The sequence below is a fragment of the Janthinobacterium lividum genome, from assembly GCF_011601275.1.
Classification (GTDB): Bacteria; Pseudomonadota; Gammaproteobacteria; order Burkholderiales; family Burkholderiaceae_D; genus Janthinobacterium; species Janthinobacterium lividum_E.
In genome coordinates, this window is record NZ_JAAOLY010000006.1 from 298,096 (window position 1) to 319,808 (window position 21,713).

Annotated in this window: 20 protein-coding genes; 7 read left to right on the forward strand and 13 right to left on the reverse strand. The window is 62.3% G+C overall.

Annotated elements, in window-relative coordinates; translation table 11 throughout:
- The first annotated feature begins 117 nt into the window (after positions 1 to 117).
- On the forward strand, positions 118 to 744 hold the full coding sequence (locus GYK42_RS12055; protein WP_138828906.1) for a glycine zipper 2TM domain-containing protein: 627 nt from the start codon (positions 118 to 120) through the stop codon (positions 742 to 744).
- 86 nt (positions 745 to 830) lie between these two features.
- Here GYK42_RS12055 and GYK42_RS12060 read toward each other — a convergent pair whose 3' ends face one another.
- From GYK42_RS12060 to GYK42_RS12085, 6 genes are all read right to left on the reverse strand, one after another.
- Positions 831 to 2,621, reverse strand: coding sequence for an acyl-CoA dehydrogenase (locus tag GYK42_RS12060; RefSeq protein ID WP_166447692.1), 1,791 nt, complete (start codon positions 2,619 to 2,621; stop codon positions 831 to 833).
- A 92-nt stretch (positions 2,622 to 2,713) separates the two neighbouring features.
- Positions 2,714 to 3,646, reverse strand: coding sequence for an electron transfer flavoprotein subunit alpha/FixB family protein (locus tag GYK42_RS12065; protein WP_034781780.1), 933 nt, complete (start codon positions 3,644 to 3,646; stop codon positions 2,714 to 2,716).
- A gap of 42 nt (positions 3,647 to 3,688) precedes the next feature.
- Entirely contained in the window at positions 3,689 to 4,438 is a 750-nt protein-coding gene (locus GYK42_RS12070; RefSeq protein ID WP_034759884.1) for an electron transfer flavoprotein subunit beta/FixA family protein, read from the reverse strand.
- A gap of 243 nt (positions 4,439 to 4,681) precedes the next feature.
- Entirely contained in the window at positions 4,682 to 4,909 is a 228-nt protein-coding gene (locus GYK42_RS12075; protein ID WP_010395510.1) for a sulfurtransferase TusA family protein, read from the reverse strand.
- A 237-nt stretch (positions 4,910 to 5,146) separates the two neighbouring features.
- Positions 5,147 to 7,759: an alanine--tRNA ligase gene (gene alaS, locus GYK42_RS12080; RefSeq protein ID WP_166447693.1), complete on the reverse strand. Its 2,613-nt coding sequence runs from the start codon at positions 7,757 to 7,759 to the stop codon at positions 5,147 to 5,149.
- Between the two features lie 119 nt (positions 7,760 to 7,878).
- Positions 7,879 to 8,319: a Fur family transcriptional regulator gene (locus GYK42_RS12085; protein ID WP_046685331.1), complete on the reverse strand. Its 441-nt coding sequence runs from the start codon at positions 8,317 to 8,319 to the stop codon at positions 7,879 to 7,881.
- Positions 8,320 to 8,476: 157 nt separating this feature from the next.
- Here GYK42_RS12085 and GYK42_RS12090 point away from each other — a divergent pair, with 157 nt between their 5' ends.
- Entirely contained in the window at positions 8,477 to 10,534 is a 2,058-nt protein-coding gene (locus GYK42_RS12090; RefSeq protein WP_166447694.1) for a TonB-dependent receptor domain-containing protein, read from the forward strand.
- 103 nt (positions 10,535 to 10,637) lie between these two features.
- Here GYK42_RS12090 and ugpQ read toward each other — a convergent pair whose 3' ends face one another.
- A complete protein-coding gene (ugpQ, locus tag GYK42_RS12095; RefSeq protein WP_166447695.1) occupies positions 10,638 to 11,381 on the reverse strand; it encodes a glycerophosphodiester phosphodiesterase in 744 nt (247 codons plus the stop codon).
- A gap of 196 nt (positions 11,382 to 11,577) precedes the next feature.
- On the opposite strand from ugpQ, the gene GYK42_RS12100 reads away from it, so the two are divergent.
- Together GYK42_RS12100 and GYK42_RS12105 are read left to right on the forward strand one after the other, a co-directional pair.
- Positions 11,578 to 12,693, forward strand: a complete 1,116-nt coding sequence (locus GYK42_RS12100) for a sensor histidine kinase (RefSeq protein WP_166447696.1) — start codon at positions 11,578 to 11,580, stop codon at positions 12,691 to 12,693.
- Positions 12,690 to 13,577: a LytR/AlgR family response regulator transcription factor gene (locus tag GYK42_RS12105; protein ID WP_205711367.1), complete on the forward strand. Its 888-nt coding sequence runs from the start codon at positions 12,690 to 12,692 to the stop codon at positions 13,575 to 13,577. The genes GYK42_RS12100 and GYK42_RS12105 overlap by 4 nt, the downstream gene beginning before the upstream one ends.
- A 19-nt stretch (positions 13,578 to 13,596) precedes the next feature.
- Here the strand turns inward: GYK42_RS12105 and GYK42_RS12110 are convergent, their stop codons facing one another.
- Positions 13,597 to 13,923 carry a hypothetical protein gene (locus tag GYK42_RS12110; protein WP_166447697.1) on the reverse strand — a complete coding sequence of 109 codons (327 nt, stop codon included), beginning with the start codon at positions 13,921 to 13,923 and terminating at the stop codon, positions 13,597 to 13,599.
- Between the two features lie 173 nt (positions 13,924 to 14,096).
- On the opposite strand from GYK42_RS12110, the gene GYK42_RS12115 reads away from it, so the two are divergent.
- Positions 14,097 to 14,735 carry a hypothetical protein gene (locus GYK42_RS12115; RefSeq protein ID WP_166447698.1) on the forward strand — a complete coding sequence of 213 codons (639 nt, stop codon included), beginning with the start codon at positions 14,097 to 14,099 and terminating at the stop codon, positions 14,733 to 14,735.
- A 6-nt stretch (positions 14,736 to 14,741) separates the two neighbouring features.
- Here GYK42_RS12115 and GYK42_RS12120 read toward each other — a convergent pair whose 3' ends face one another.
- Entirely contained in the window at positions 14,742 to 16,031 is a 1,290-nt protein-coding gene (locus GYK42_RS12120) for an MFS transporter (RefSeq protein WP_166447699.1), read from the reverse strand.
- A 103-nt stretch (positions 16,032 to 16,134) separates the two neighbouring features.
- Here GYK42_RS12120 and GYK42_RS12125 point away from each other — a divergent pair, with 103 nt between their 5' ends.
- The gene (locus tag GYK42_RS12125; protein WP_166447700.1) at positions 16,135 to 17,037 is read left to right on the forward strand and encodes a LysR substrate-binding domain-containing protein; all 903 of its coding nucleotides are present in this window, start codon (positions 16,135 to 16,137) and stop codon (positions 17,035 to 17,037) included.
- Positions 17,038 to 17,104: 67 nt separating this feature from the next.
- On the opposite strand, the gene GYK42_RS12130 is transcribed toward GYK42_RS12125, so the two are convergent.
- From GYK42_RS12130 to GYK42_RS12145, 4 genes are all read right to left on the reverse strand, one after another.
- Positions 17,105 to 17,977: a hypothetical protein gene (locus GYK42_RS12130; protein WP_166447701.1), complete on the reverse strand. Its 873-nt coding sequence runs from the start codon at positions 17,975 to 17,977 to the stop codon at positions 17,105 to 17,107.
- Between the two features lie 19 nt (positions 17,978 to 17,996).
- A complete protein-coding gene (locus tag GYK42_RS12135) occupies positions 17,997 to 18,785 on the reverse strand; it encodes a hypothetical protein (protein ID WP_046685338.1) in 789 nt (262 codons plus the stop codon).
- Complete coding sequence (locus GYK42_RS12140; protein ID WP_035828715.1) at positions 18,775 to 19,287, reverse strand: hypothetical protein; 513 nt, start codon at positions 19,285 to 19,287, stop codon at positions 18,775 to 18,777. Before GYK42_RS12140 ends, GYK42_RS12135 begins: the two co-directional genes overlap by 11 nt.
- Before the next feature lie 94 nt (positions 19,288 to 19,381).
- A complete protein-coding gene (locus GYK42_RS12145) occupies positions 19,382 to 19,675 on the reverse strand; it encodes a DnaJ domain-containing protein (protein WP_010395442.1) in 294 nt (97 codons plus the stop codon).
- Between the two features lie 161 nt (positions 19,676 to 19,836).
- On the opposite strand from GYK42_RS12145, the gene GYK42_RS12150 reads away from it, so the two are divergent.
- Positions 19,837 to 21,603: a glutamine--tRNA ligase/YqeY domain fusion protein gene (locus GYK42_RS12150; RefSeq protein ID WP_166447702.1), complete on the forward strand. Its 1,767-nt coding sequence runs from the start codon at positions 19,837 to 19,839 to the stop codon at positions 21,601 to 21,603.
- Positions 21,604 to 21,713 lie beyond the last annotated feature (110 nt).

Below are 21,713 nucleotides of genomic sequence, written 5' to 3' on the forward strand. Positions count from 1 at the left end.
TCGGATAGGGCGCGTCGCACGCACATGTAAGTGTTGGTAAGCAATCATGATTTTCCTCTATACTGCATTCACAATGCCGACATTACTGGCTCATTTAACACCCCCTAGGAGAAGATCATGATTCGTCGCCCACTCATCCTCGCAGTCGCCATCACGGCCCTGTTCAGCACTTCCGCATTCGCGCAAAACCTGTCGCCGAAGGCGCAATACGCCTACGACACGAAGCAGGCCAGCACCCGCTATGCGGATGACAAGAAACTGTGCGCAGAAGAAACCAGCTCGAAAGCCCGCATGCAATGCCTGCGCGACGCCAAGGGCGAATACGACCAGGCCATCATCAACGCCAAGGCCGCGCAAAAGGCCGGCAACTCGTATGCAGGCCAGAACAGCAAGCCAGCACAGCACCAGATCTGCGCAGATTGCGGCAAGGTGCTGGCAGTCAACGTCACTGAAAAAGCGGGCGAAGGCGGCGCGCTGGGCATGATCGGCGGCGGCGTGGCCGGCGCCCTGCTGGGCCGCCAGGTCGGCGGCGGACGCGGCAAGGACCTGGCCACCCTGGCCGGCGCCGCTGGCGGCGCTTACGCTGGCAAACAAGTCGAAGGCCACATGAAGAACGCCAAGACGTGGACCGTCACCGTGCAATACGAAACGGGCGCCAAGGCTGACTTCGCATTTGACCAGGATCCGGGACTGGCTGCTGGCGACCTCGTGCGTAATTCCGGCAACGGCATCGCCCGCCGCTAAGAACGCAGCAATAAATAAAAAAGCGCTGGAGAGCAATCTCCAGCGCTTTTTTGCATTCAGCCGGCAGTCACCGGCAAGGATGCAACTTAAAACTGCTCTTCCGACAGCGCCATCACGCCGGCGCTGCCGTCGATGATGGTGGCGCGCAAGCCTGGCGCTTGCGACAGGATATGGTCGGCAAAGAAGCGGGCCGTGGCGATTTTCGCCTTGTAGAACGCCGCGTCGCCGCTGCCTTCACCCAGCTTTTGCTGCGCCACCACGGCCGCGCGGGCCATTTGCCAGCCGCCCAGCACGATGCCGGCCAGTTTCAGATACGGCACGCTGCCCGCAAACACGGCCTTGATGTCCGTCTTCATGTTCGCCACCACGTATTCCACGACCGCTTCGAGCGCGGCGCTGCCTTCGGCCAGGTGACGCTGCATGGCCTGGAAGTCGGCGCCCGTCAGCTCGCCCAACTGAGCTTCCGTGGCGCGCACCTGGGCGATGATGGCTTTCGCCACGGCGCCGCCGTCACGCACCGTCTTGCGGCCCACGAGGTCGTTCGCCTGGATGGCCGTCGTGCCTTCGTAGATGGTGAGAATCTTGGCGTCGCGGTAATGCTGGGCGGCGCCCGTTTCCTCGATGAAACCCATGCCGCCATGCACTTGCACGCCATCGCGTGCGACGTCCTGCGACATTTCCGTGGCCCAGCCCTTGATGACGGGCACCAGATATTCGTACGTCGCCAGGCTTTCCGCGCGCACTTCCGCGTCCGGATGGTGGTGCGCCACGTCGCTGATGGCCGCGCCCACGTAGGCCAGCGCGCGCGCCGCCTCCGTTTGCGAACGCATGGACATCAGCATGCGGCGCACGTCCGGGTGGTGAATGATGGAGACCGGACCGGCGGAACCAGCCAGGTCGCGCGACTGCACGCGGTCCTTGGCGAACGCCACGGCCTGCTGGTAGGCGCGCTCGGCCAGGCCGATGCCTTGCAGGCCCACGCCGAAGCGGGCCGCGTTCATCATGATGAACATGTACTCGAGGCCGCGGTTTTCCTCGCCCACCAGGGTGCCGATGGCGCCGCCGCAGTCGCCAAACTGCAGTACCGCCGTCGGGCTGGCCTTGATGCCCAGCTTGTGTTCGATCGACACACAATGGGCGTCGTTGCGCGCGCCCAGGCTGCCGTCCGCGTTGACGAGGAATTTCGGCACGATGAACAGCGAAATGCCTTTCACGCCAGCGGGCGCGTCCGGCGTGCGGGCCAGCACCAGGTGGACGATGTTTTCGGCCATGTCGTGCTCGCCGTACGTGATGAAAATCTTCGTGCCGAATACTTTATAGGTGCCATCTTCCTGCGGCACGGCGCGCGTGCGCACGGCGGCCAGGTCGGAACCGGCCTGCGGCTCGGTCAGATTCATGGTGCCCGTCCACTTGCCCGACACCAGGTTTTCCAGGTAGGTGGCTTTTTGCGCGTCGCTGCCGGCCGTCAAGAGCGCTTCGATGGCGCCGTCCGACAGCAGGGCCACCAGGGCGAACGAGATGCTGGCCGAGTTGAGCATTTCGATGCACGGCGTGGCCAGGAGCTTGGGCAAGCCTTGGCCGCCGAACTCGGTCGGATGCTGCACGCCCTGCCAGCCCGCTTCGCCGTAGGCCTTGAACGCTTCCTTGAAGCCTTTCGAGGTGGTCACTTGCCCGTCGTGCCAGAAGCTCGGCTCCTTGTCGCTGGGGCCGTTCAAGGGGGCCACCACGCCGCCGCAGAACTTGGCGTTCTCTTCCAGCACGGCTTCGGCCGTGTCGGGCGTGGCGTCTTCGCAGCCCGGCAAGGTGTGGATTTCGGCCAGGCCGGCCAGTTCGTTCATCACGAACAACATGTCTTTCAGCGGGGCTTGATAGCTCATCTTCTTTTCTCCAAGAAAAAAGCCACGCGCGGCTCGCCGTGTGGGGCGGGCCGGCGTGGCTTTGTCAGTAACAAAACCGGAAGGGGTGTGACTTAACCCAGTTCTTTGACCAGTTGCGGCACGATCTCGAACAGATCGCCCACGATGCCGTAGTCGGCCACGGCAAAGATCGGCGCTTCCGGATCCTTGTTGATGGCGACGATGGTTTTCGAGTCTTTCATGCCGGCCAGATGCTGAATCGCGCCCGAGATGCCGACGGCGATGTACAGCGATGGCGCGACGATCTTGCCCGTCTGGCCCACTTGCCAGTCGTTCGGCACGAAGCCGGCGTCGACGGCGGCGCGCGAAGCACCCATGGCGGCGCCCAGCTTGTCGGCCAGCGGTTCCAGAATGTGGAAGTTCTCTGCCGAACCCATGCCACGGCCGCCCGACACGATGATTTTCGCGGCGGTCAGTTCAGGACGGTCGGACTTGGCCAGTTCGCGGCCCACGAAGGCGGACTTGCCATTGTCGGCAACGGCGGCGACGGTTTCCGTGGCAGCCGAACCGCCGGTGGCGGCAGCCGCGTCGAAACCCGTGGTGCGCACGGTGATGACCTTGATCTTGTCGCCAGATTGCACGGTGGCAATCGCGTTACCGGCGTAGATCGGACGCTCGAAGGTGTCGGGGGAATCGACCTTGGTGATTTCCGAGATTTGCGCCACGTCCAGCTTGGCGGCCACGCGCGGCAGGATGTTCTTGCCGTAGGCCGTGGCTGGCGCCAGGATGTGGCTGTAGTTTCCGGCGATGGCCAGCACTTGCTCGGCCACGTTTTCGGCCAGGCCGTCGGCAAAGTATGGCGCGTCGGCCACGATGACTTTCGTCACGCCGGCGATCTGCGCGGCGGCAGCGGCGGCAGCCGATGCGTTCGAACCTGCGACCAGTACGTGCACGTCGCCGCCGCACTGGGCAGCCGCGGTCACGGTGTGGTGGGTGCTGCCCTTTAAGGTAGCGTTGTCGTGTTCAGCAATAACTAATGCGACCATGATGTGTCCTGTAATTGTTCTGGATAAACGGCGAGGCCGCGCTTAGATGACTTTGGCTTCGGTACGCAGCTTGGCGACCAGGGTAGCGACGTCCGGGACCTTGATGCCGGCCGAGCGCTTGGCTGGCTCGACGACTTTCAGGGTCTTCAGGCGTGGCGCAACGTCGACGCCCAGGTCTTCCGGCTTGACGGTCTCGAGCGGCTTTTTCTTTGCCTTCATGATGTTCGGCAAGGTCACATAGCGTGGCTCGTTCAAACGCAGGTCGGTGGTGATGATCGCTGGCAAGGTCAATGCCAGTGTTTCCAGGCCGCCGTCGACTTCGCGGGTGACGGTGACTTTGCCGTCTTCCAGCACGACTTTCGAAGCGAACGTGGCTTGCGGCCAACCCAGCAGGGCTGCCAGCATCTGGCCGGTCTGGTTGCTGTCGTCATCGATGGCTTGCTTGCCCAGGATGATCAGTTGCGGCTGTTCTTTCTCGGCCAGGGATTTCACCAGCTTGGCCACGGCCAGCGGTTCCAGTTCGGTCGTCGTTTCCACCAGGATGCCGCGGTCGGCGCCGATGGCCATGGCCGTGCGCAGGGTTTCCTGGCACTGCGTCACGCCGCAGGAGATGGCGACCACTTCAGTGACCTTGCCGGCTTCTTTCAGGCGCATCGCTTCTTCCAGCGCGATCTCATCGAAAGGGTTCATCGACATTTTGACGTTGGCGGTATCGACGCCAGTGCCGTCACTCTTGACGCGGACTTTGACGTTATAGTCGACCACGCGTTTGACGGGTACCAAGACTTTCATAGCTATGCCTTTGGGAAATTATAAAAATGACGGATCAAGTGCTGATTGTGCGTTCGATTATAAGAGAAATTTGAATCCTGAACCGAATTTAAGCACGATCGTGCGATTTTTTGTTAGAGCAATCCATCTAAACTGTCCAGCTTCGGGGATTTCAAGGGTGTCCGCCGCTACGCTGCAGGGCAGCAAAAGGGCTGGCTCGGGAAGGAAAACCAGGCCGCGCCACTGCAGCCCCGGCGGGCAGAATTATTTGCGTTGCATCAGGAAGACGAATTCGGTACCCGTCTGCACATGCGACAGCAAGGCATTGCCCGTTTGCTTGGCGAAAGCCTGGAAGTCGCGCACGGAACCGGGATCGGTTGCCATGATGCGCAGCACTTCCCCGCTCTGCAGCTCTGACAAAGCCTTTTTCGCCTTCAGAATCGGCAACGGGCAATTCAAGCCCCGCGCGTCGAGTTCTTTGTGAAATTCCATAATCTCGGTATCAAGTAGTGTGTCGCTCATCATCAATATCCCACCATTGTTTTGTTGTACTGATTTTCGACATACTACTCTAAATCAGGGGCATTGACGCGCTGCACCAAAATAGTTCATCGGCTGTTGTGGTGTCACAACGAGATTCCACACGGCAAAACGGCCCGCAAACAGTGTCTGCGGGCCGTTTTCAAGGGGCTGTGGGGCGAAAACCCCGCATGCCTGCTAGCTTACGCTTTATTTTGCTCGCTCGCCGACCCAGGCCGGCACGCCAGCCAGGGCGTTCGCCAAACCGCTAGGATCGGTGCCGCCAGCCTGCGCCATATCGGGGCGTCCGCCGCCTTTTCCGCCCACTTGCTGTGCAACGAAGTTCACCAGCTCGCCCGCTTTGACCTTGGAAGTCGCGTCCGCCGTCACGCCGGCGATCAGGCTGACCTTGCCGTCCGCCACGCTGGCCAGCACGATGGCGGCCGTTTTCAGCTTGTCCTTCAGCTTGTCCATGGTTTCGCGCAAACGGGCCACGTCGGCGCCGTCCAGCACGGCCGCCAGCACCTTGATGCCATTGACGTCGACGGCTTGCGTGACCAGTTCATCGCCCTGGCCCGAAGCCAGTTTCGATTTCAGCGCGGCCAGTTCCTTCTCCAGCGCCTTCACATGGTCCTGCACCTGGCCGATGCGGGCAGTCAGTTCTTCCGGCTGCGCCTTCAGGGCGTTGGCCGCTTCGACCAGGCGGCGGTTGATGGTTTGCACCAGCGCCAGCGCGCCCTCGCCCGTCACGGCTTCCACGCGGCGGATGCCGGCGGCAACACCGCTTTCGCCGATGATCTTGAACAGGCCGATGTCGCCCGTGCGCTGCACGTGGACGCCGCCGCACAGCTCTTTCGAGCTGCCGATGTCCAGCACGCGCACTTCGTCGCCGTATTTCTCGCCGAACAGGGCCATCGCGCCATGCTTGACGGCATCGTCAAACGACATCAAATGGGCTTGCGTGGCGCGGTTTTCCAGGATCTCTTTATTGACGATGGTTTCCACGGCGGCGATCTGCTCGGCAGTCATCGGCGCATTGTGGCTGAAGTCGAAACGGGTTTTGTCCGGGTCGACCAGCGAACCTTTTTGCGCCACGTGGCTGCCCAGCACTTCGCGCAAGGCCTTGTGCATCAAGTGCGTGGCCGAGTGGTTGCGGATCGTGCGCGCACGCTTGGCCGTATCGACTTGCGCCGAGACGGCGTCGCCCACCTTCAGCACGCCCGACTCGAGCACGCCGTGATGACCGAACACGTCAGCCTGGATTTTCAGCGTGTCGCTGACGGCAAAGCTGCCCGCGCCCGAGGCGATCACGCCCTGGTCGCCCACCTGGCCGCCAGATTCCGCGTAGAACGGCGTGGTGTCGAGCACGACGATGCCTTCCTGGCCCGCTTTCAGTTCAGCTACCTGCGTGCCGGCCGCATACAGCGCGACGACCTTGCCGCTGAACGTCAATTGATCGTAACCGACGAACTTGTTTTTCTCGCCCGTGTACTCGACCTTGCTGTCCTTGTGCGTCTTGCCGCCCTTGCGCGACAGTTCCTGGCTTTCCTTGAGGGCCGCGTCATAGCCGGCCTGGTCGAACGTGATATTGCGTTCGCGGCAGATATCGGCCGTCAGGTCCGGCGGGAAGCCGTAGGTTTCGTACAAGGTAAAAGCGGTGGCGCCGTCGATGCCGGTGGCATCCTTGGCCAGCTGCGCTTCCAGCACTTTCATGCCCGTTTCCAGGGTTTCGCCGAAACGCTCTTCCTCGGCTTTGAGCATGTTGGCGACGTTGTCTTTCGCTTCTTCCAGCTCGGGATAGGCGCCGCCCATCTCGATGGCCAGATCGGCCACCAGCTTGTAGAAGAACGGTTTCGTCTGGCCCAGCTTGTGACCATGGCGCAAGGCGCGGCGGATGATGCGGCGCAGCACATACGCCCGGCCTTCGCTGCCCGGAATGATGCCGTCGACGATCATGAAGGCGGCGGCGCGGATGTGGTCGGCGATCACGCGCAGCGACTTGTTTTCCAGGTCCGTGGCGCCCGTTTCGCGCGCGGCGGCGCGGATCAAATGCTGGAACAGGTCGATTTCATAGTTCGAATGCACGTGCTGCAGCACGGCGGCCAGGCGCTCCATGCCCATGCCCGTGTCGACGCAAGGCTTCGGCAGCTTGTGCATGACACCGGCTTCGTCGCGGTTGAACTGCATGAACACGAGGTTCCAGATTTCAATGAAGCGGTCGCCGTCTTCGTCTGGCGAACCCGGCGGGCCGCCAGGAATGTCGGCGCCGTGGTCGTAGAAGATTTCCGTGCATGGACCGCATGGGCCCGTGTCAGCCATCTGCCAGAAATTGTCCGATGCGTAGCGCGAGCCCTTGTTGTCGCCGATGCGGATGATGCGCTCGGTCGGCACGCCGATTTCTTTCGCCCAGATATCGTACGCTTCGTCATCTTCGATGTACACGGTGACGGTCAGCTTGTCGGCCGGCAAGCCATATACCTTGGTCAGCAGTTCCCACGCGTATTGAATCGCGTCGCGCTTGAAATAGTCGCCGAAGCTGAAGTTGCCCAGCATTTCAAAGAAGGTGTGGTGGCGCGCCGTGTAGCCGACGTTTTCCAGATCGTTGTGCTTGCCGCCGGCGCGCACGCAGCGCTGCACGGAGGTGGCGCGCGTGTACGGACGGCTGTCCGTGCCTGTAAACACATCCTTGAATTGCACCATGCCGCTGTTCGTCAACAGCAAGGTCGGATCGTTGCCTGGCACCAAGGAGCTGGAACGGACGATGGAATGGCCCTTGGACTCGAAGAATTTGAGGAACTTGTCGCGGATTTCAGTTGATTTCATGTTTTTTTGGCAAAGAGTGGCGGCAGCTTTAAAGGGAAGATTATACGTGATATGGGGTGCGGCAATGACGGCTGGCCAGGGCATTGTTGCGCCCGTGCCAACATCGACGGCCTGCCCGCTCAGGCCGGGTCGTGGTGGCTGGCGCAGGCGTGCGGTGCTGTGCCAGCCACACTGGCGCCGGCGGCCGCATTGCAATCGGCGCAGCGGCCGTACAGGGTCAGCTCGTGGCGCTCGACGACAAAGCCTTGCGGCGCCATGCGCTTCAAGTCGCCCGGGCAATCATGCACGTCGAACACGCGCTGGCACGTGGTGCACTGGAAATGGTGGTGGTGGTGATTGGCGGCCGTGTTCGACTCGTAGCGCGGGTTTTCACCCGGCAAGGTCACCACGTGCACTTTTTCTTCCAGCACCAGCGATTTTAAATTGCGGTAAACGGTGGCAATGCCCAGCTGCGTCACCTGCAAGCTGGCCTGTTCGAGAATTTCCTGCGCCGACAAGGGGCGCTGGGCCGACTCGATGGCGGCTTGAATAGCGGTTTTTTGACGTGTTGTGCGTTCCATAGCCAACAGAATACACCATCCGCCTGTATCTACCGCCCGGAAAAACCGTCACACAGTAATGATAATGGGTTATCATTATCATCTTAGGGCAGGCTATTTCCTTTCACGCGCTGCCCCAACCCTGCCAACACCGATAGCCGATAAGGAACTTTTGCCCATGTCCGTCCGTCCTCACCAACCCACTCCCCTCGCGCTGGCCATCATGCTGGCATTTGCCGCTCCCGCCAGCGCACTGGCGCAGCAGGCGACAACCTTGCCCGCCGTCACCGTCTCGGCCAGCGCGCTGGCCCTGGGCAGCGACGACATGAGCACGCCCGTCACCGTACTGGAAGGCGAGGCACTGGTGCTGGCAAGGGCGGCGACCCTCGGCGAAACCCTCGCTGGCCAGCCCGGCATCACATCCAGCCATTTCGGCGCCGGCGCCAGCCGTCCCATCATCCGCGGCATGGATGGCCCGCGCGTCAAGGTGCTGTCCGATGGCGCCGAAGTGCAGGATGCGTCGACCATCAGCCCCGACCATGCCGTCGCGGCCGAACCGATGCTGTCGGAACAGATTGAAGTCTTGCGCGGCCCGTCCGCGCTGGCCTATGGCGGCGGCGCCGTCGGCGGCGTGGTCAATGTGATCGACAAGAAAATCCCCACGCGCGTGCCAGCCAAGGGCTTCGAGGGCAGCGCGGAAGTGCGCGCCAACTCGGCTGCGCGCGAAAAGGCGGGCGCCTTTGAAGTGACCGGCGGCTCCGGCAACATCGCCTTCCACGCGGAAGGCGTCAAGCGCGACGCGAAAGAATACAAGGTCGGCAGCGGCTGGGAAGGCGGCTCGAAAGTAGGCGGCAGCTACAACAAGACGGACACGGGCAGCGTGGGCGTGTCGTGGGTGGGACAACGGGGCTTCCTGGGCCTGGCCTTCACCAGCCAGCATGCGGAATACGGCTTGCCCGGCCACAACCACGAATTCGAAAGTTGCCACCCGCACGGCACGCACCTGCATTGCGGCGGCCACGAAGGCCACGGCCACGGTGATGAAGAGGAACATGAGCACGACCACGAAGAGGGTGCCGTTCCCTACGTGAAACTGAAGAGCGAACGCTGGGATGTGCGCGGCGAATTGCGCGATCCCGTGCCGGGCTTCGCCAAGCTGCGCCTGCGCGCTTCGTTCACCGATTACAAGCACGATGAAATCGAAGGCACGGAAATCGCTACCACCTTCAAGAACAAGGGCCACGATGCGCGCCTGGAAATGGAACACCATCCCGTCTTCGGCTGGCGCGGCGTGGTTGGCCTGCAAACGTTGAAGCGCGACTTCTCGGCCCTGGGAGAGGAAGCCTACGTGGCGCCGACGGTAACGAAGAAACACGCGGCCTTCCTTGTCGAGGAATACAAGCTCGACCAATGGCGCTTCGAAGCGGGCTTGCGCCACGAATGGCAAGACATCGCTGTCGACAGCGCCACCTTGCAAGACCGCAGCGCCAAGGGCACGTCGGTCTCCTTGGGCGCCGTGTGGAAATTCGCGCCGCAGTATTCGCTCGGCTCGACCATTTCGCGCACGCACCGCCTGCCCAGCGCCGAGGAACTGTATGCGCACGGCGTGCACATGGCAACGGCCACGTATGAGCTGGGCAATCAAAACCTGGGCAAGGAAACGTCGAACAATATCGACTTGACCTTGCGCAAATATGCGGGTGCCACGACCTTCTCGGCCAGCGCCTACCGCAACAAGGTGGATAACTACATCTTCGGCTCCACCCTCGACAACCACGAAGGCTTCCAGCTGATCCAGTACGCCCAGCGCGACGCCACGTTTACGGGCGTCGAAGGCCAGATCCGCCAGCAACTGAACCCCATGTTCGGCGCCAGCGTGTTCGGCGACTATGTGCGGGCCAAGCTGGCCGACGGTGGGGGCAACCTGCCACGCATCCCGGCCCAGCGGGTCGGCGTGAAGTTCGACGCCAACTGGCAGGCATGGAGCGGCGTGGCCGAGTTCTACCGCGTGGGCAAGCAGGATAAAGTGGCAGCGTTCGAAACGGCAACGCCGGGCTACAACATGCTCAACCTCTCCGCCAACTACGACACGCGCATCGGCACGACGCCGGCCCAGTTCTACATCAAGGCGAACAACCTGACGAATGAACTGGCGTACAGCCACACCTCGTTCATCAAGAATGCGGCGCCGTTGATGGGGCGCAATGTGACCATCGGTATGCGCGTGACTTTCTAAGCTGCTTGAAACGTAGGTCGGCTTAGCGCGCAAGCGCGTAAGCCGACAACACCAGCGGCGCCAACAATGTTGTCGGATTACGGCGCTGCGCGCCCAATCCGACCTACGCCATGGATGGAATAATATCTATCCTGTCCGTACAAAACCCATCCACGCCCCAGGCCAGCAATTCGCTGGCCCGCTCGGGTGTGTTGACGGTGTAGCAGAACAGCCCGTATCCCGCCTCCTTGACTTCTCGCGCCAGTTCCGGCGTCAGTTGCTGGTGGTCGCAATGGATCGCCACCACGCCCAATTCCTTTGCTTTTTTCGCCCAATCAGAAGGTATCGCTTCGACCAGCCAGCCGCGCGCCAATTGCGGCGCCGCCTGGCGCGCCGCTTCCAGCGCGTCGATGCTGAACGACGACAGCAGCGGCAGTAATTCGCCAGCCGCGATTTCCTGCGCAAAGTAATCGCGCGTGGCCCGCGCCACCGTCTCGCCCGTGGGCACATCGAAGCCGGGGGCCGGCTTGATCTCGATATTCATCCAGATGCGCTGGGCCTTGCAATACGCCGCCACGGCCTCGAACGTGGGCACGCCTTCGCCGGAAAATGCGGGGCCGAACCAGGCGCCCGCCTCCATCGTGCCCAGTTGCGCGGCCGTGTAATCATTGATATGGCCGCTGCCGACCACGGTGCGGCCCAGCTCGGGGTCGTGCACGACGACGGGTACGCCGTCGGACGCCAGCATGACGTCGAATTCCACGGCGCGGTAGCCGTAGGCCAGACCGCAGCGCAGGGCGGCCAGGGTGTTTTCAGGCGCCAGGGTGCCGCCGCCGCGGTGCGCGAGGGTGCGTGGATAGGGCCACATGGGATTTCCTTTAGCAATTCTATGGGTGCACGACTGTCTTGCCATACTATCGCGTGCCCGTCCTGAAAAGTAAAGCGGCCCCGTTTGGCGACGCACCGGTGAGAATGACGGCGCGCCAGGCCCGTTTCGTCGCAGCCCTGTTGCGCGCTGACCTGCGCTGGCACACAATGCCCCATCGCTACCAGCAGACACTTCCATGAAATCCGACGCCCCTTTCGCCGATGCCCCCGCCAGGCGCCGCTTCCCCTACTACCGCATGCTGCTCGACGCGCGCTATGCGATGGTGCTGAACGTGATCTGCGCGCTGGTCATCACGTTCATGCTCAATCCGGGCAGCCATTTTGGACAAAACCTGGTCGCCTCGATGTGCATCGGCACGATCGCCTTCCTGCTAATCGACGGCATGCGCCTGACCTTATGGGGTGAAGGGCAGCGGCCCAGATTCCTGCCCTTCATGCTCATCATCCTGCTGTCCGTGCCCGTGGCACAAATGCTGGGCCTGCTCCTGTTCGGCTGGCTGACGGGCGTGGACGTAGGCGGCTTCGAAAACCTGCTGCCCACGCAAATGATGGGCACGCTCGTATTCACCCTGCTGGCCACGGGCGGCGCCGTGCTGTTTTTCTCCAGCCGCGAAAAGATTGCCCGCCTGCAAATGGCGGCAGCCGAGGAAAAAGCCCGCGCCGAATCCGTGGCGCGCCAGGCCATGCAGGCGCAACTGCAGTTGCTGCAGGCGCAGATCGAACCGCACATGCTGTTCAACACCCTGGCCAACCTGCAGGGCCTGATCAGCTTTGACCCGGACCGTGCCCAGCTGCTGCTCGACCAGCTGATCCAGTACTTGCGCGCCACCCTCTCGTCCTCGCGCGCCGAGTCCACCACCCTGGCGCAGGAGTTTTCCCTGATGCAAGCCTACCTGGGCCTGATGTCGATACGCATGGGTGCGCGCCTGCGCTTTACGCTGGACTTGCCCGAAGCCTTGCGCCAAATCAAGGTGCCGCCCATGCTGCTGCAGCCGCTGGTGGAAAACGCCATCCAGCACGGCCTGGAACCGAAGATCGAAGGCGGCCATATCCACGTGCACGCGTCCACGGATGGCGGCGTGCTGCTGCTCACCGTCAGCGACGATGGCCTGGGTCTCGACCATCCGGGCCAGACCAAGGGTACGCAGCTGGGCGTGGCGAATATCCGCGAGCGCCTGCGCGGCATGCATGGCGATGCCGCCAGCCTGTCGCTGGCCGCCAATACGCCGGCAGGCGTCGTCGCCCGCCTTCAATTCCCCATTCACTCCACCACCGCGAGCCCTACGCCATGACCATCCACACCCCGCGCGCCCTGATCGCCGAAGATGAACCCATACTCGCCGCCGCCCTCGCGCACGCCTTGCAGCGGCTGTGGCCGGAACTCGACATCGTTGCCACCTGCCCCAACGGCGTGGAAGCCTTGCGCCAAGGCCTGGCGCTGCAGCCCGACATCCTCTTTCTCGACATCAAGATGCCAGGCAAGACGGGCCTGGAAGCGGCCGAGGAACTTGCGGAACAGTGGCCGGACGGCGTGCCTTTTCCCCACATCGTATTCGTGACCGCCTACGATGAATATGCGCTGGCCGCCTTCGAACACGCAGCCGCCGACTACGTCTTAAAACCCGTCAACGATGCGCGCCTGGGCAAGACGGTGGAACGCCTGCAGCAACGCTTGCGCGACAGCGGTATTGGCAAAGGCGGCGGTAACGGCACCGCTACAGCAACAGCAACATCAACAGCAACCTCAGCGCCAGCGACGACCGCCACGGCGGCGCCAGCAGCCGGAACCGCCAGCGACGACAACATGGCCCGCCTGCTGAGCCAACTGCAAGCCATGCTGCCGCCCGCGCCGCGCCTGCAGATGATACGGGCGGCCGTCGGCAACAGCGTGCGCATGATCGCGCTGGCCGACGTCGTGTATTTCGAAGCGCTGGACAAATACATCAACGTCGTGTGCCAGGACAGCGAAGCGCTGATACGCACGAGCCTGAAGGAGTTGCTGCCCCAGCTGGACCCGCAACAGTTCTGGCAAATCCACCGGGGCACCATCGTCAACGCCAGCGCCATCGCCACGGCCGTGCGCGACGAAGCGGGCAAGCTGTCGCTCACCCTGCACCAGCATCCGGCGCAACTGCGCGTCAGCCCTTTATATGCGCATTTGTTCCGCCAGATGTAAAACGTTCAAGAGCCAAGGCTTAGTGCATCTGGTGCTTTAAATCAGACAACTCATCGTGCACCTTGAGCACGGCGCTCTTCATTTCCGGCGTCACGCTGGTCGCCGTGCCGCACGCCCGCTTGGCACGGTCGCCCAAGGATTCCATCTGGTCGACAGCTTGCCGGATGCGTGCATCGTCTTGCGTGTCGATGGCTTGCCGTACGGCGCTCTTTTGCTGGTCCAGCTGGTTGATGCAATCCTTCAAGTCCATCGGCATGCCCTGCTGCTTGCCGCACAGCTGGGCCGCCTGGCCGATTGCGTGTTCGATGGCGCCAAAGCGCCGTGCCACTTCCTTTACCTGCATCATGATGTGTCCTCCCACAGTGTAGGGAGTTGGATCGTCAAGCCGGCACAGGGTTCCCCGCCAATGGCCATGGCGTCGAAATTTCCACGCGGCACTTTTTTGTAAGCGCTTGTGACATTTTAAATAATTATCAAATCCTTCAGATACATTGGCGTACCTGAACCATCACGCCACCCATGACCTCGTTGCCGTCCCTGCCCCGCCGCGCTCCAGGCCTGTTGCTGATCGTCCTGCTGCACCTGGGCTTTGCGTATATCGTCTTGCAGTCGCGGCCCCGCGCCGTCGTGGACGATAACTTGCCGCAGGGCCCGGCCATCACCTGGCTGCGCTACAGCGCTCCTGCGCCGTCCAAGCCCGTACCCGTAGCGTTGCCCAGCACCAAACCAGCCACCGCAAGAGTGCCGCGCCTGCCGGCACCCATCAGCCGTCCCCTGCCGCCAGCAGCCGCCGAGCCGGCGCCAGCGACAGCAACGCCGGAAGCGATTACGGTCGTCGCGCCGCCCAGCGCGGCCGATATCCTGGCGCAAGCCAAGCGCGACGTGGGCAAGATCGACAAGGATTTACGCAAGGAATTCCCGCAGCGGGGCGGAGAGAAATTCGAGGACACGGGCTACAAGCGCATGCAGCAGGGCTTTGCCGAAGCCTACGCGGCCGTGCCGCCGAAATGGTACGAGGCGTCAAAAATCGAGGAAATCGGTGCCAATGAGGCCAGGGGCAGCCGCACGTATAAAATCACCAGCGCGCTGGGCACCTTATGCGTGACCACGCGCGCGGGCAAGCAGGGGGAAACGATGATCGGCATGTGCCCCAAATAGCCGGACTCAGCCCACCGCTTCGCGCGCGCCCAGCGGCTGCAAATGACGCAGGCGCAAGGCGATCAGCACGCCGCCGCCCAGGCACAGGCCCAGCATGATGATGACGCCCGTCCACCCGTCGAAGCCCCACATCATGCCCGAGGCGGAGCCGATCAGGCTCGATCCCAGGTAATAGAACAGCAGGTAAAAGGCCGAGGCCAGCGCCTGCGGCGCGCGGGCCCGGCGGCTGACCCAGCTGCTGGCGATCGAATGCGAGGCAAAGAAGCCGAAGGTGGCCAGCGCCATGCCGATGACGATCAGCGGCAGCGAGTCGAACAGGGTCAATAAAATACCGGATAGCATCACCGACAGCATGATCCACAGCACTCCCCGGCGCCCCAGACGGTCCACCAGGCGACCGGCCCAGACGGAGCTGAAGATGCCGATCAGATACAAAAAGGCCAGCAATCCGACCGTGCTCTGGCGCAAGCCGAATGGCGCGGCCAGCAAACGGTAGCCGATGTAGTTATACAGGCTGACGAAACAGCCCATCAACACGAATGCGAGGCAGAACAGCCACGGCAAGCCCCGGTCGGAAAAATGCTGTTTGATGGCGTGCGGCAAGGCGTTCCAGCCTTTTGTACTGGGCACGAAATTTTTAGATGCAGGCAGGCTGCGCCAGAATTCCGCCGCCGCCAGCACGCCGGCCCCCCCCAGCACGCCCAAAGCCCAGCGCCACGAGAGGAAGTCGCTGAGCATGGAAGCGATCAACCGCCCCGACATGCCGCCAAACGCGCTGCCCGCAATATACAGCCCCATCGACAGGCCCAGCGACGGACCCTCGATTTCCTCGCCCAGATAAGCCATTGCCACGGCCGGCATGCCGCCCAAGGCCACTCCCAGCGCCGCACGGATGGCCAGCAACTGCGCATAATCCTGCGCGAACGCGGACAAGATGGTCAAAATCGCGGCGGAAAACATCGACGCCACCATCAGCGGCTTGCGGCCCACCCGGTCCGACACGGCGCTCAGCAGCACCAGCGAGATGGCCAGCAAGCCGCTCGACACGGACAAGGACCAGCTGCTTTGCGCCGGCGTCAGATGGAATTGGTGCGACAGCAAGGGGAACAGGGGCTGGATGCAGTACAGCAAGCTGAAGGTGGAAAAGCCGCCAAAGAACAGGGCGCGGTTGCTGCGCTTGAATTCCGCCGTACCTTTGGCGATGGCCGAACGGGGAGCGGGAGCGGCTGGAGCGGCGGGAGGAACAGGAGACAGCGCCGGGGTGGCGGCGGCAAAAGCAAGCGATGAATCAGACATGGCCATGTTTCGGATAGGAAGCGAGTCTTCATCTTAGGATTGCCAACTCATATCGTCCAATATATATTCAAGGCCCAACTCATACTTTTAAAATATTACTGATATGGAACTGCGCCACCTGCGTTACTTTGTCGCCGTCGCCGAGGAGCTGCACTTCACGCGCGCGGCCGAACGCCTGCACATCGGCCAGCCGCCGCTGAGTCAGCAAATCCAGGCACTGGAAGCGGAATTGGGCGCGCAGTTGTTCGAGCGCAACAAGCGCTCCGTGCGGCTGACGCAAGCAGGTGCACTGTTTCTCGACGATGCGCGGCGCATCCTGGCCCTGTCGGAACAGGCGGCCGTCACGGCGCGCCGGGCCCAGCGGGGCGAAGCGGGCGAATTGCGCATTGGCTTTACCTTTTCCACGCCGTTCACGCCGTATTTTGCCACCGTCATCAACCGCTACCGCCAGCAATTCCCGCACGTCACCTTGACCCTGCACGAAATGGCGACCTTGCATCAGCTCGAAGCGATCAGTGGCCGCACAATGGACCTAGGGTTTGTTCGCCCGCCGGAAACGACGTATCCATCCGATATCAAGCTGACGCAACTGCGCCAGGATCCGCTGTTCCTCGTGCTGCCTGTCGCCCATGCCCTGGCGGCCAAGGACGCCATCGCCATTGCCGACATGGCGGGCGAAGGTTTTGTCATGTATCCCAAGGATGCGGGCACGGGGATTTATCCGCAGATATTCCGCCTGTGCAAGGCGGCCGGCTTCGTGCCCCAGGTGGCGCAGGAAGCGGGCGAGGCGTCGACCATCATCGGCCTGGTGGCGGCCGGCTGCGGCATTTCCGTGCTGCCCTCTTCGTTCGACCGCATCCGCATGGATGGCGTGTGCTACCGCCCGATCGCCGACCCGCAGGCGACCACCAGTTTATTACTTGCACAACGGGAAGAAGAGACGTCGCCGCTGGTGGCGGCGTTTGTGAAACTGGCCGAGGAAGCGGCCATGGAAGGGGGGGCATAAGCCGACCGACAGGACGCGCGCCGGCGTAGGTCGGATTAGGCCGCAGGCCGTAATCCGACACTAGCGGTCAAGAATAATCCGCGTCCAGCTCCGAACCCGCATAATTTTCCAGGTCCTCGAACAGGCTCTTCATGCTGGCCCGCGTGAGGATTTTATGCACGACGGTGCAGCTGCGGCGGTAGGAATCGATGCGGTCGAGCAACACAGGATGGTGCTGCACGGGCACCCTGGCCACCAGGGCGGCCCAGCCTTCTTCGAAGTCGGGCTTGTTCTTGCGCACGGAGCGCACGAAGCGTTCAAACTCCTTTTGGCCCGTGCGCGCGATGATGCGCCCGCCGCCTTCGATGGCGAAGATGATGGCCAGGGCGATGACGCCCTCGGCATTCAAGTCGCTGTCGCTGACGGGACCGTTGTCATGGTGGCGGCGCAGCCAGCCGGCCAGGCGCACGACGGCTTGCACTTCCTTGCGCTGTTGCAACTGCACTGCATACTTTTCATAGCCGGCCCAGTTCTGGTTCGGGTCGGCCTGGCAAATATCGATGAACAGTTCGCGCAAACGGCGCTGCAGGTAGACGGGGTCCTGGTCGTATTCGCCGACGAGGGCGTCTTCCGGCAGTTGCGACAATTCCTTGATCAGGCGGAAACCCACCTGGAACGCGTGCTCGGCGCCGTGCTCGACGAGGAAATCGAGGGCGGCCTGGTCGCCTTCATGCGTGACGGCCTGTTCCAGGCCCAGGGACACGCCGCCCACCGTCAGGTACAGCGCTTTCTGGATGCCGTCGGCCGTGCGTTCATTCGTGAACTTCTCGGCCACCATGGCCGTGATGCCCGTCAATTCGTCGGCCAGGTTCAGGGCCGCGTCCTCGCGCGGGTCGCCCGGCAACAGTTTGATGGCGCGTACGAGACGCGGAAGATTCTCTACAACAATTGCTGGCAGCATTAGACGTTCCCTGCTTTCATTACGAGAAAATGCCCGTGCCCAGGCTGCGGCGCGTGCTGGAACGCGGCGCGCTGCGCGTGCTCGGCACTTGCTTGCGCAGGCGGTACAGCAATTCCTTGGTGCTCCGCTGCAACATGGTCGGTTCTTCGTCCGGGTCGTCCGAATATTCCGCGTCGGCCAGGTCGGCGCTGTGGCGGAAGTCGGGGAACAGCTCGAACAGCGAGCGGTCCCAGCCGTCTTCATTGGCTTGCGCCAGCTCGATGGCCAGCGGCACGACGTCGTTGTCGGACGAGGTCACGCCCGTCACATACGGTCCCTTGATGACGATCTCGCCCGCCACTTCGAGGATTTCCTTCGGCGCCATCGAGAACAGGATGGCGAACGCCGTGGCGCCCCAGTCGGTGGCGGACGCTTCCAGCAGCAGCTCGCGGCGGCGCTCGGCGTCGTCGGTGGAAAACACCACGCCGTGGATGTGCGCGAACAGGGCTTCGGCGATGCGTTCCGGATCATCCTCGATCTGGTCGTCGCTCCAGGTGGCGGCGATGAAGGCCAGGCTGTCGGCCCACGCCTTTGGCGGCACCAGCAAGGTGGCCAGCGACATCTTGCCGCCGTCGAAACCGGCCAGGTGCAGGGCCGTTACCTGTGGCGGGATGGCGCTCAGCACTTCCACCACAGCCAGGTCGCCGTACTGGTCGGCCGCATCGGCAAACGCCTGCTCGGCGTGGCCCAGCGAACCGGACAGCACCAATTCCGTGACCTGTTTCGTCAGCGCGGGAAGGTTACTCTTTTGTTCCGTGTTATCGGCCATGGTCATCTCCATCCTGGTCAAACATCTGGGCGAAATCGTCGGTGGCTTCGTCTTCGTCGTGATCGTCGTCGCCGTCGTCATTGGCGGCCAGCTGGTCGAGCGACTGGTCGTCGTCGTCCCACAGGCGCGGATTCTTGTGCAGGAAAGCCGTGATGATGGCCTGGCGCGCCAGGTCGGGGAAGCTCTCTTCGATGGCGGCGTACATCTTGGCCGCTTCCGGCGCGGCGCACGCGGCCATGGAAAACACGCGGGCCGTATCGCCGAATTCGTAGTCTTCGCTTTCGGCCAGCAAGCCTTTCGGGTCGCTGAAGGTGATGTGATCGACCAGCGCGAAGGCCAGCATGTTCACGTCTTCGATGCCGCCGCCACTCGCGTATTCGCCCACCAGCGCGTCGACCATGCTTTTGTAATTCTTGCGGTTCGGCGGGTCGCCGAGGATGCCTTCGATCTGGCCTTCCAGCTCGCGCGACTGGTACGCGAATTCAGGGTGTACTCTTCTCATGCTGTGCTTTCCAATGTGATGCGCGGCGCTGATAAAAGCGCCGTTGTTGTTGTTTTTCAAATAATTCGGGCCGACTGATGCGGGCCGCATCGTTTTAGTCGGCAGGTAATACTGTGCCATGTAAACGAAACACGCCGCACCACAAGGCATAGGCTTCCGCTTCCGGATCGATGATGATGCGGTGGTTCACGCTCTGGTCATATTCGGCGCGCTTGGCCGGGTCGGCTAGGATTTCATAGGCTTTGGTGACGCTCTTGAAGCGCGCCTCGGCGCCAGGGGCCTGGTTGCGGTCGGGGTGGAAGCGCATGGCCAGCGAACGGTAAACCTTCTTGATTTCATCGTCGCTGGCATTGGGCGCGACACCGAGGACGTTATATAAATTTTCCATAAAAGGCTCCGGGGTCACGTTTTTCTACTAATTAAAGGCGAATTATCCTATAGAACGGCGTCGGCGTCGCTTGCATGCCGGGAAATGGGGGTAAATACGTGCTTATAAAGCGCTTGCGGTACGGTAAAATGCTTTTTACTGTCACTCTTCCGCATTGATCAATGAGCAACGATAAACCGAATACCGCCGCGCCAGCGCTGGCGCCCAATTTCTTGCGTAACATCATCGAAGCCGACCTGGCTGCCGGCGCCCACGTGCGTCCCGGCCTGCCCCAGGTGATCACGCGTTTCCCGCCGGAGCCGAACGGCTACCTGCACGTGGGCCACGCCAAGTCGATCTGCGTCAACTTCGGCCTGGCGCGCGACTACGCCGGCCAGTGCAACCTGCGCTTCGACGATACCAATCCGGCGAAGGAAGAGCAGGAATACGTCGACACCATCATGGACAGCGTGAAATGGCTGGGCTTTGACTGGGAACCGAAGCATGCCGATGGCCAGAGCCACCTGCACTACGCGAGCGACTATTTCGACCAGCTGTACGCGATGGCCGAGTACCTGATCACGGCAGGCTTTGCCTATGTGGACAGCCAGAGCGCCGAAGACATGGCCGCCAACCGCGGCAATTTCGGCCAGGCCGGCAAGAATTCGCCATTCCGCGACCGTCCGCGCGACGAATCGCTGGCCCTGTTCCGCGCCATGAAGGCGGGCCAGTTCAAGGATGGCGAGCACATCCTGCGCGCGAAGATGAGCGAAGATGCCATGAGTTCGCCGAACATGAACTTGCGCGACCCGGCCATCTACCGCATCCGTCATGCGCACCACCACCGCACGGGCGACGCCTGGTGCATCTATCCGATGTACGACTACACGCACCCGATCTCGGACGCGCTGGAAAACATCACGCATTCGATCTGCACCCTGGAATTCCAGGATCATCGCCCGTTCTACGACTGGCTGCTGGAAACCCTGTCGGCCGGCGGCTTCTTCGCCAAGCCGGTGCCGCACCAGTATGAATTCTCGCGCCTGAACCTGACCTACATCGTCACCAGCAAGCGCAAGCTGCGCCAGCTGGTGGAAGAAAAAATCGTCGACGGCTGGGACGACCCCCGCATGCCGACCCTGGTGGGCATGCGCCGCCGCGGCTACACGCCCGAAGCGATTCAATTGATGTGCGAACGCACGGGCGTGACGAAATCCGACGGCTGGATCGACTACAGCGTGCTGGAAGGCTGTCTGCGCGAAGACCTCGACCCGAAGGCGCCGCGTACGGTGGCCGTGCTGCGTCCGTTGAAACTGATCATCGACAATTTCCCCGAAGGCGAAAGCGTGGAATGCACGGCGCCCGTGCACCCGCACTTCCCCGAGCGCGGCTTGCGCACCTTCCCCATCTCGCGCGAGCTGTGGATCGAGGAAGACGACTTCATGGAAGTGCCGAACAAGGGCTATTTCCGCCTGTATCCGCCGATTGACGACAAGCCGGGCAGCAAGGTTCGCCTGCGCTATGGCTACGTGATCGAGTGCACGGGCTTTGACAAGGATGCGGACGGCAAGGTCATCGCCGTGCATTGCACCTATTTCCCGGACAGCAAGTCGGGCACGGAAGGCAGCGCCAACTACAAGGTCAAGGGCAATATGCACTGGGTCAGCGCGCCGACGGCGATTCCCGCCGAAGTGCGCCTGTACGACCGCCTGTTTACGGACCCGCAGCCGGACGCGGGCGGCAAGGACTTCAAGCTGGCCTTGAATCCGCTGGCCAAGGAAGTGGTGCAAGCGTGGCTGGAACCGGGCGCGGAACTGGCCCAGCCGGAACAGCGCTTCCAGTTCGAGCGCCACGGCTACTTCGCGGCCGACCGCGTCGACAGCCAGCCTGGCAAGCCCGTCTTCAACCGCATCGTCACCCTGAAAGACAGCTGGCAGCCTGCCAAGTAAGGCGCCGGACGACTCAAAAAAAACCGCTGCGGCGGTTTTTTTTCGTTTCAACGAGAAATATTGCCTGTTGACTATATTCACGATAATTTTGTATATTAGGCAGCTATTGA

What these genes read in the sequence shown, in the direction of transcription:
- GYK42_RS12105 (WP_205711367.1), top strand. Translation starts at nt 12,690, where the DNA reads ATGACCATCCACACCCCGCGCGCCCTGATCGCCGAAGATGAACCCATA.
- alaS (WP_166447693.1), bottom strand. Translation starts at nt 7,759, where the DNA reads ATGAAATCAACTGAAATCCGCGACAAGTTCCTCAAATTCTTCGAGTCC.
- GYK42_RS12130 (WP_166447701.1), bottom strand. Translation starts at nt 17,977, where the DNA reads ATGCTGCCAGCAATTGTTGTAGAGAATCTTCCGCGTCTCGTACGCGCC.
- GYK42_RS12085 (WP_046685331.1), bottom strand. Translation starts at nt 8,319, where the DNA reads ATGGAACGCACAACACGTCAAAAAACCGCTATTCAAGCCGCCATCGAG.
- GYK42_RS12115 (WP_166447698.1), top strand. Translation starts at nt 14,097, where the DNA reads ATGACCTCGTTGCCGTCCCTGCCCCGCCGCGCTCCAGGCCTGTTGCTG.
- GYK42_RS12090 (WP_166447694.1), top strand. Translation starts at nt 8,477, where the DNA reads ATGTCCGTCCGTCCTCACCAACCCACTCCCCTCGCGCTGGCCATCATG.
- GYK42_RS12075 (WP_010395510.1), bottom strand. Translation starts at nt 4,909, where the DNA reads ATGGAATTTCACAAAGAACTCGACGCGCGGGGCTTGAATTGCCCGTTG.
- GYK42_RS12065 (WP_034781780.1), bottom strand. Translation starts at nt 3,646, where the DNA reads ATGGTCGCATTAGTTATTGCTGAACACGACAACGCTACCTTAAAGGGC.
- GYK42_RS12060 (WP_166447692.1), bottom strand. Translation starts at nt 2,621, where the DNA reads ATGAGCTATCAAGCCCCGCTGAAAGACATGTTGTTCGTGATGAACGAA.
- GYK42_RS12110 (WP_166447697.1), bottom strand. Translation starts at nt 13,923, where the DNA reads ATGATGCAGGTAAAGGAAGTGGCACGGCGCTTTGGCGCCATCGAACAC.
- GYK42_RS12055 (WP_138828906.1), top strand. Translation starts at nt 118, where the DNA reads ATGATTCGTCGCCCACTCATCCTCGCAGTCGCCATCACGGCCCTGTTC.
- GYK42_RS12140 (WP_035828715.1), bottom strand. Translation starts at nt 19,287, where the DNA reads ATGAGAAGAGTACACCCTGAATTCGCGTACCAGTCGCGCGAGCTGGAA.
- GYK42_RS12125 (WP_166447700.1), top strand. Translation starts at nt 16,135, where the DNA reads ATGGAACTGCGCCACCTGCGTTACTTTGTCGCCGTCGCCGAGGAGCTG.
- GYK42_RS12135 (WP_046685338.1), bottom strand. Translation starts at nt 18,785, where the DNA reads ATGGCCGATAACACGGAACAAAAGAGTAACCTTCCCGCGCTGACGAAA.
- GYK42_RS12070 (WP_034759884.1), bottom strand. Translation starts at nt 4,438, where the DNA reads ATGAAAGTCTTGGTACCCGTCAAACGCGTGGTCGACTATAACGTCAAA.
- ugpQ (WP_166447695.1), bottom strand. Translation starts at nt 11,381, where the DNA reads ATGTGGCCCTATCCACGCACCCTCGCGCACCGCGGCGGCGGCACCCTG.
- GYK42_RS12150 (WP_166447702.1), top strand. Translation starts at nt 19,837, where the DNA reads ATGAGCAACGATAAACCGAATACCGCCGCGCCAGCGCTGGCGCCCAAT.
- GYK42_RS12120 (WP_166447699.1), bottom strand. Translation starts at nt 16,031, where the DNA reads ATGTCTGATTCATCGCTTGCTTTTGCCGCCGCCACCCCGGCGCTGTCT.
- GYK42_RS12145 (WP_010395442.1), bottom strand. Translation starts at nt 19,675, where the DNA reads ATGGAAAATTTATATAACGTCCTCGGTGTCGCGCCCAATGCCAGCGAC.
- GYK42_RS12100 (WP_166447696.1), top strand. Translation starts at nt 11,578, where the DNA reads ATGAAATCCGACGCCCCTTTCGCCGATGCCCCCGCCAGGCGCCGCTTC.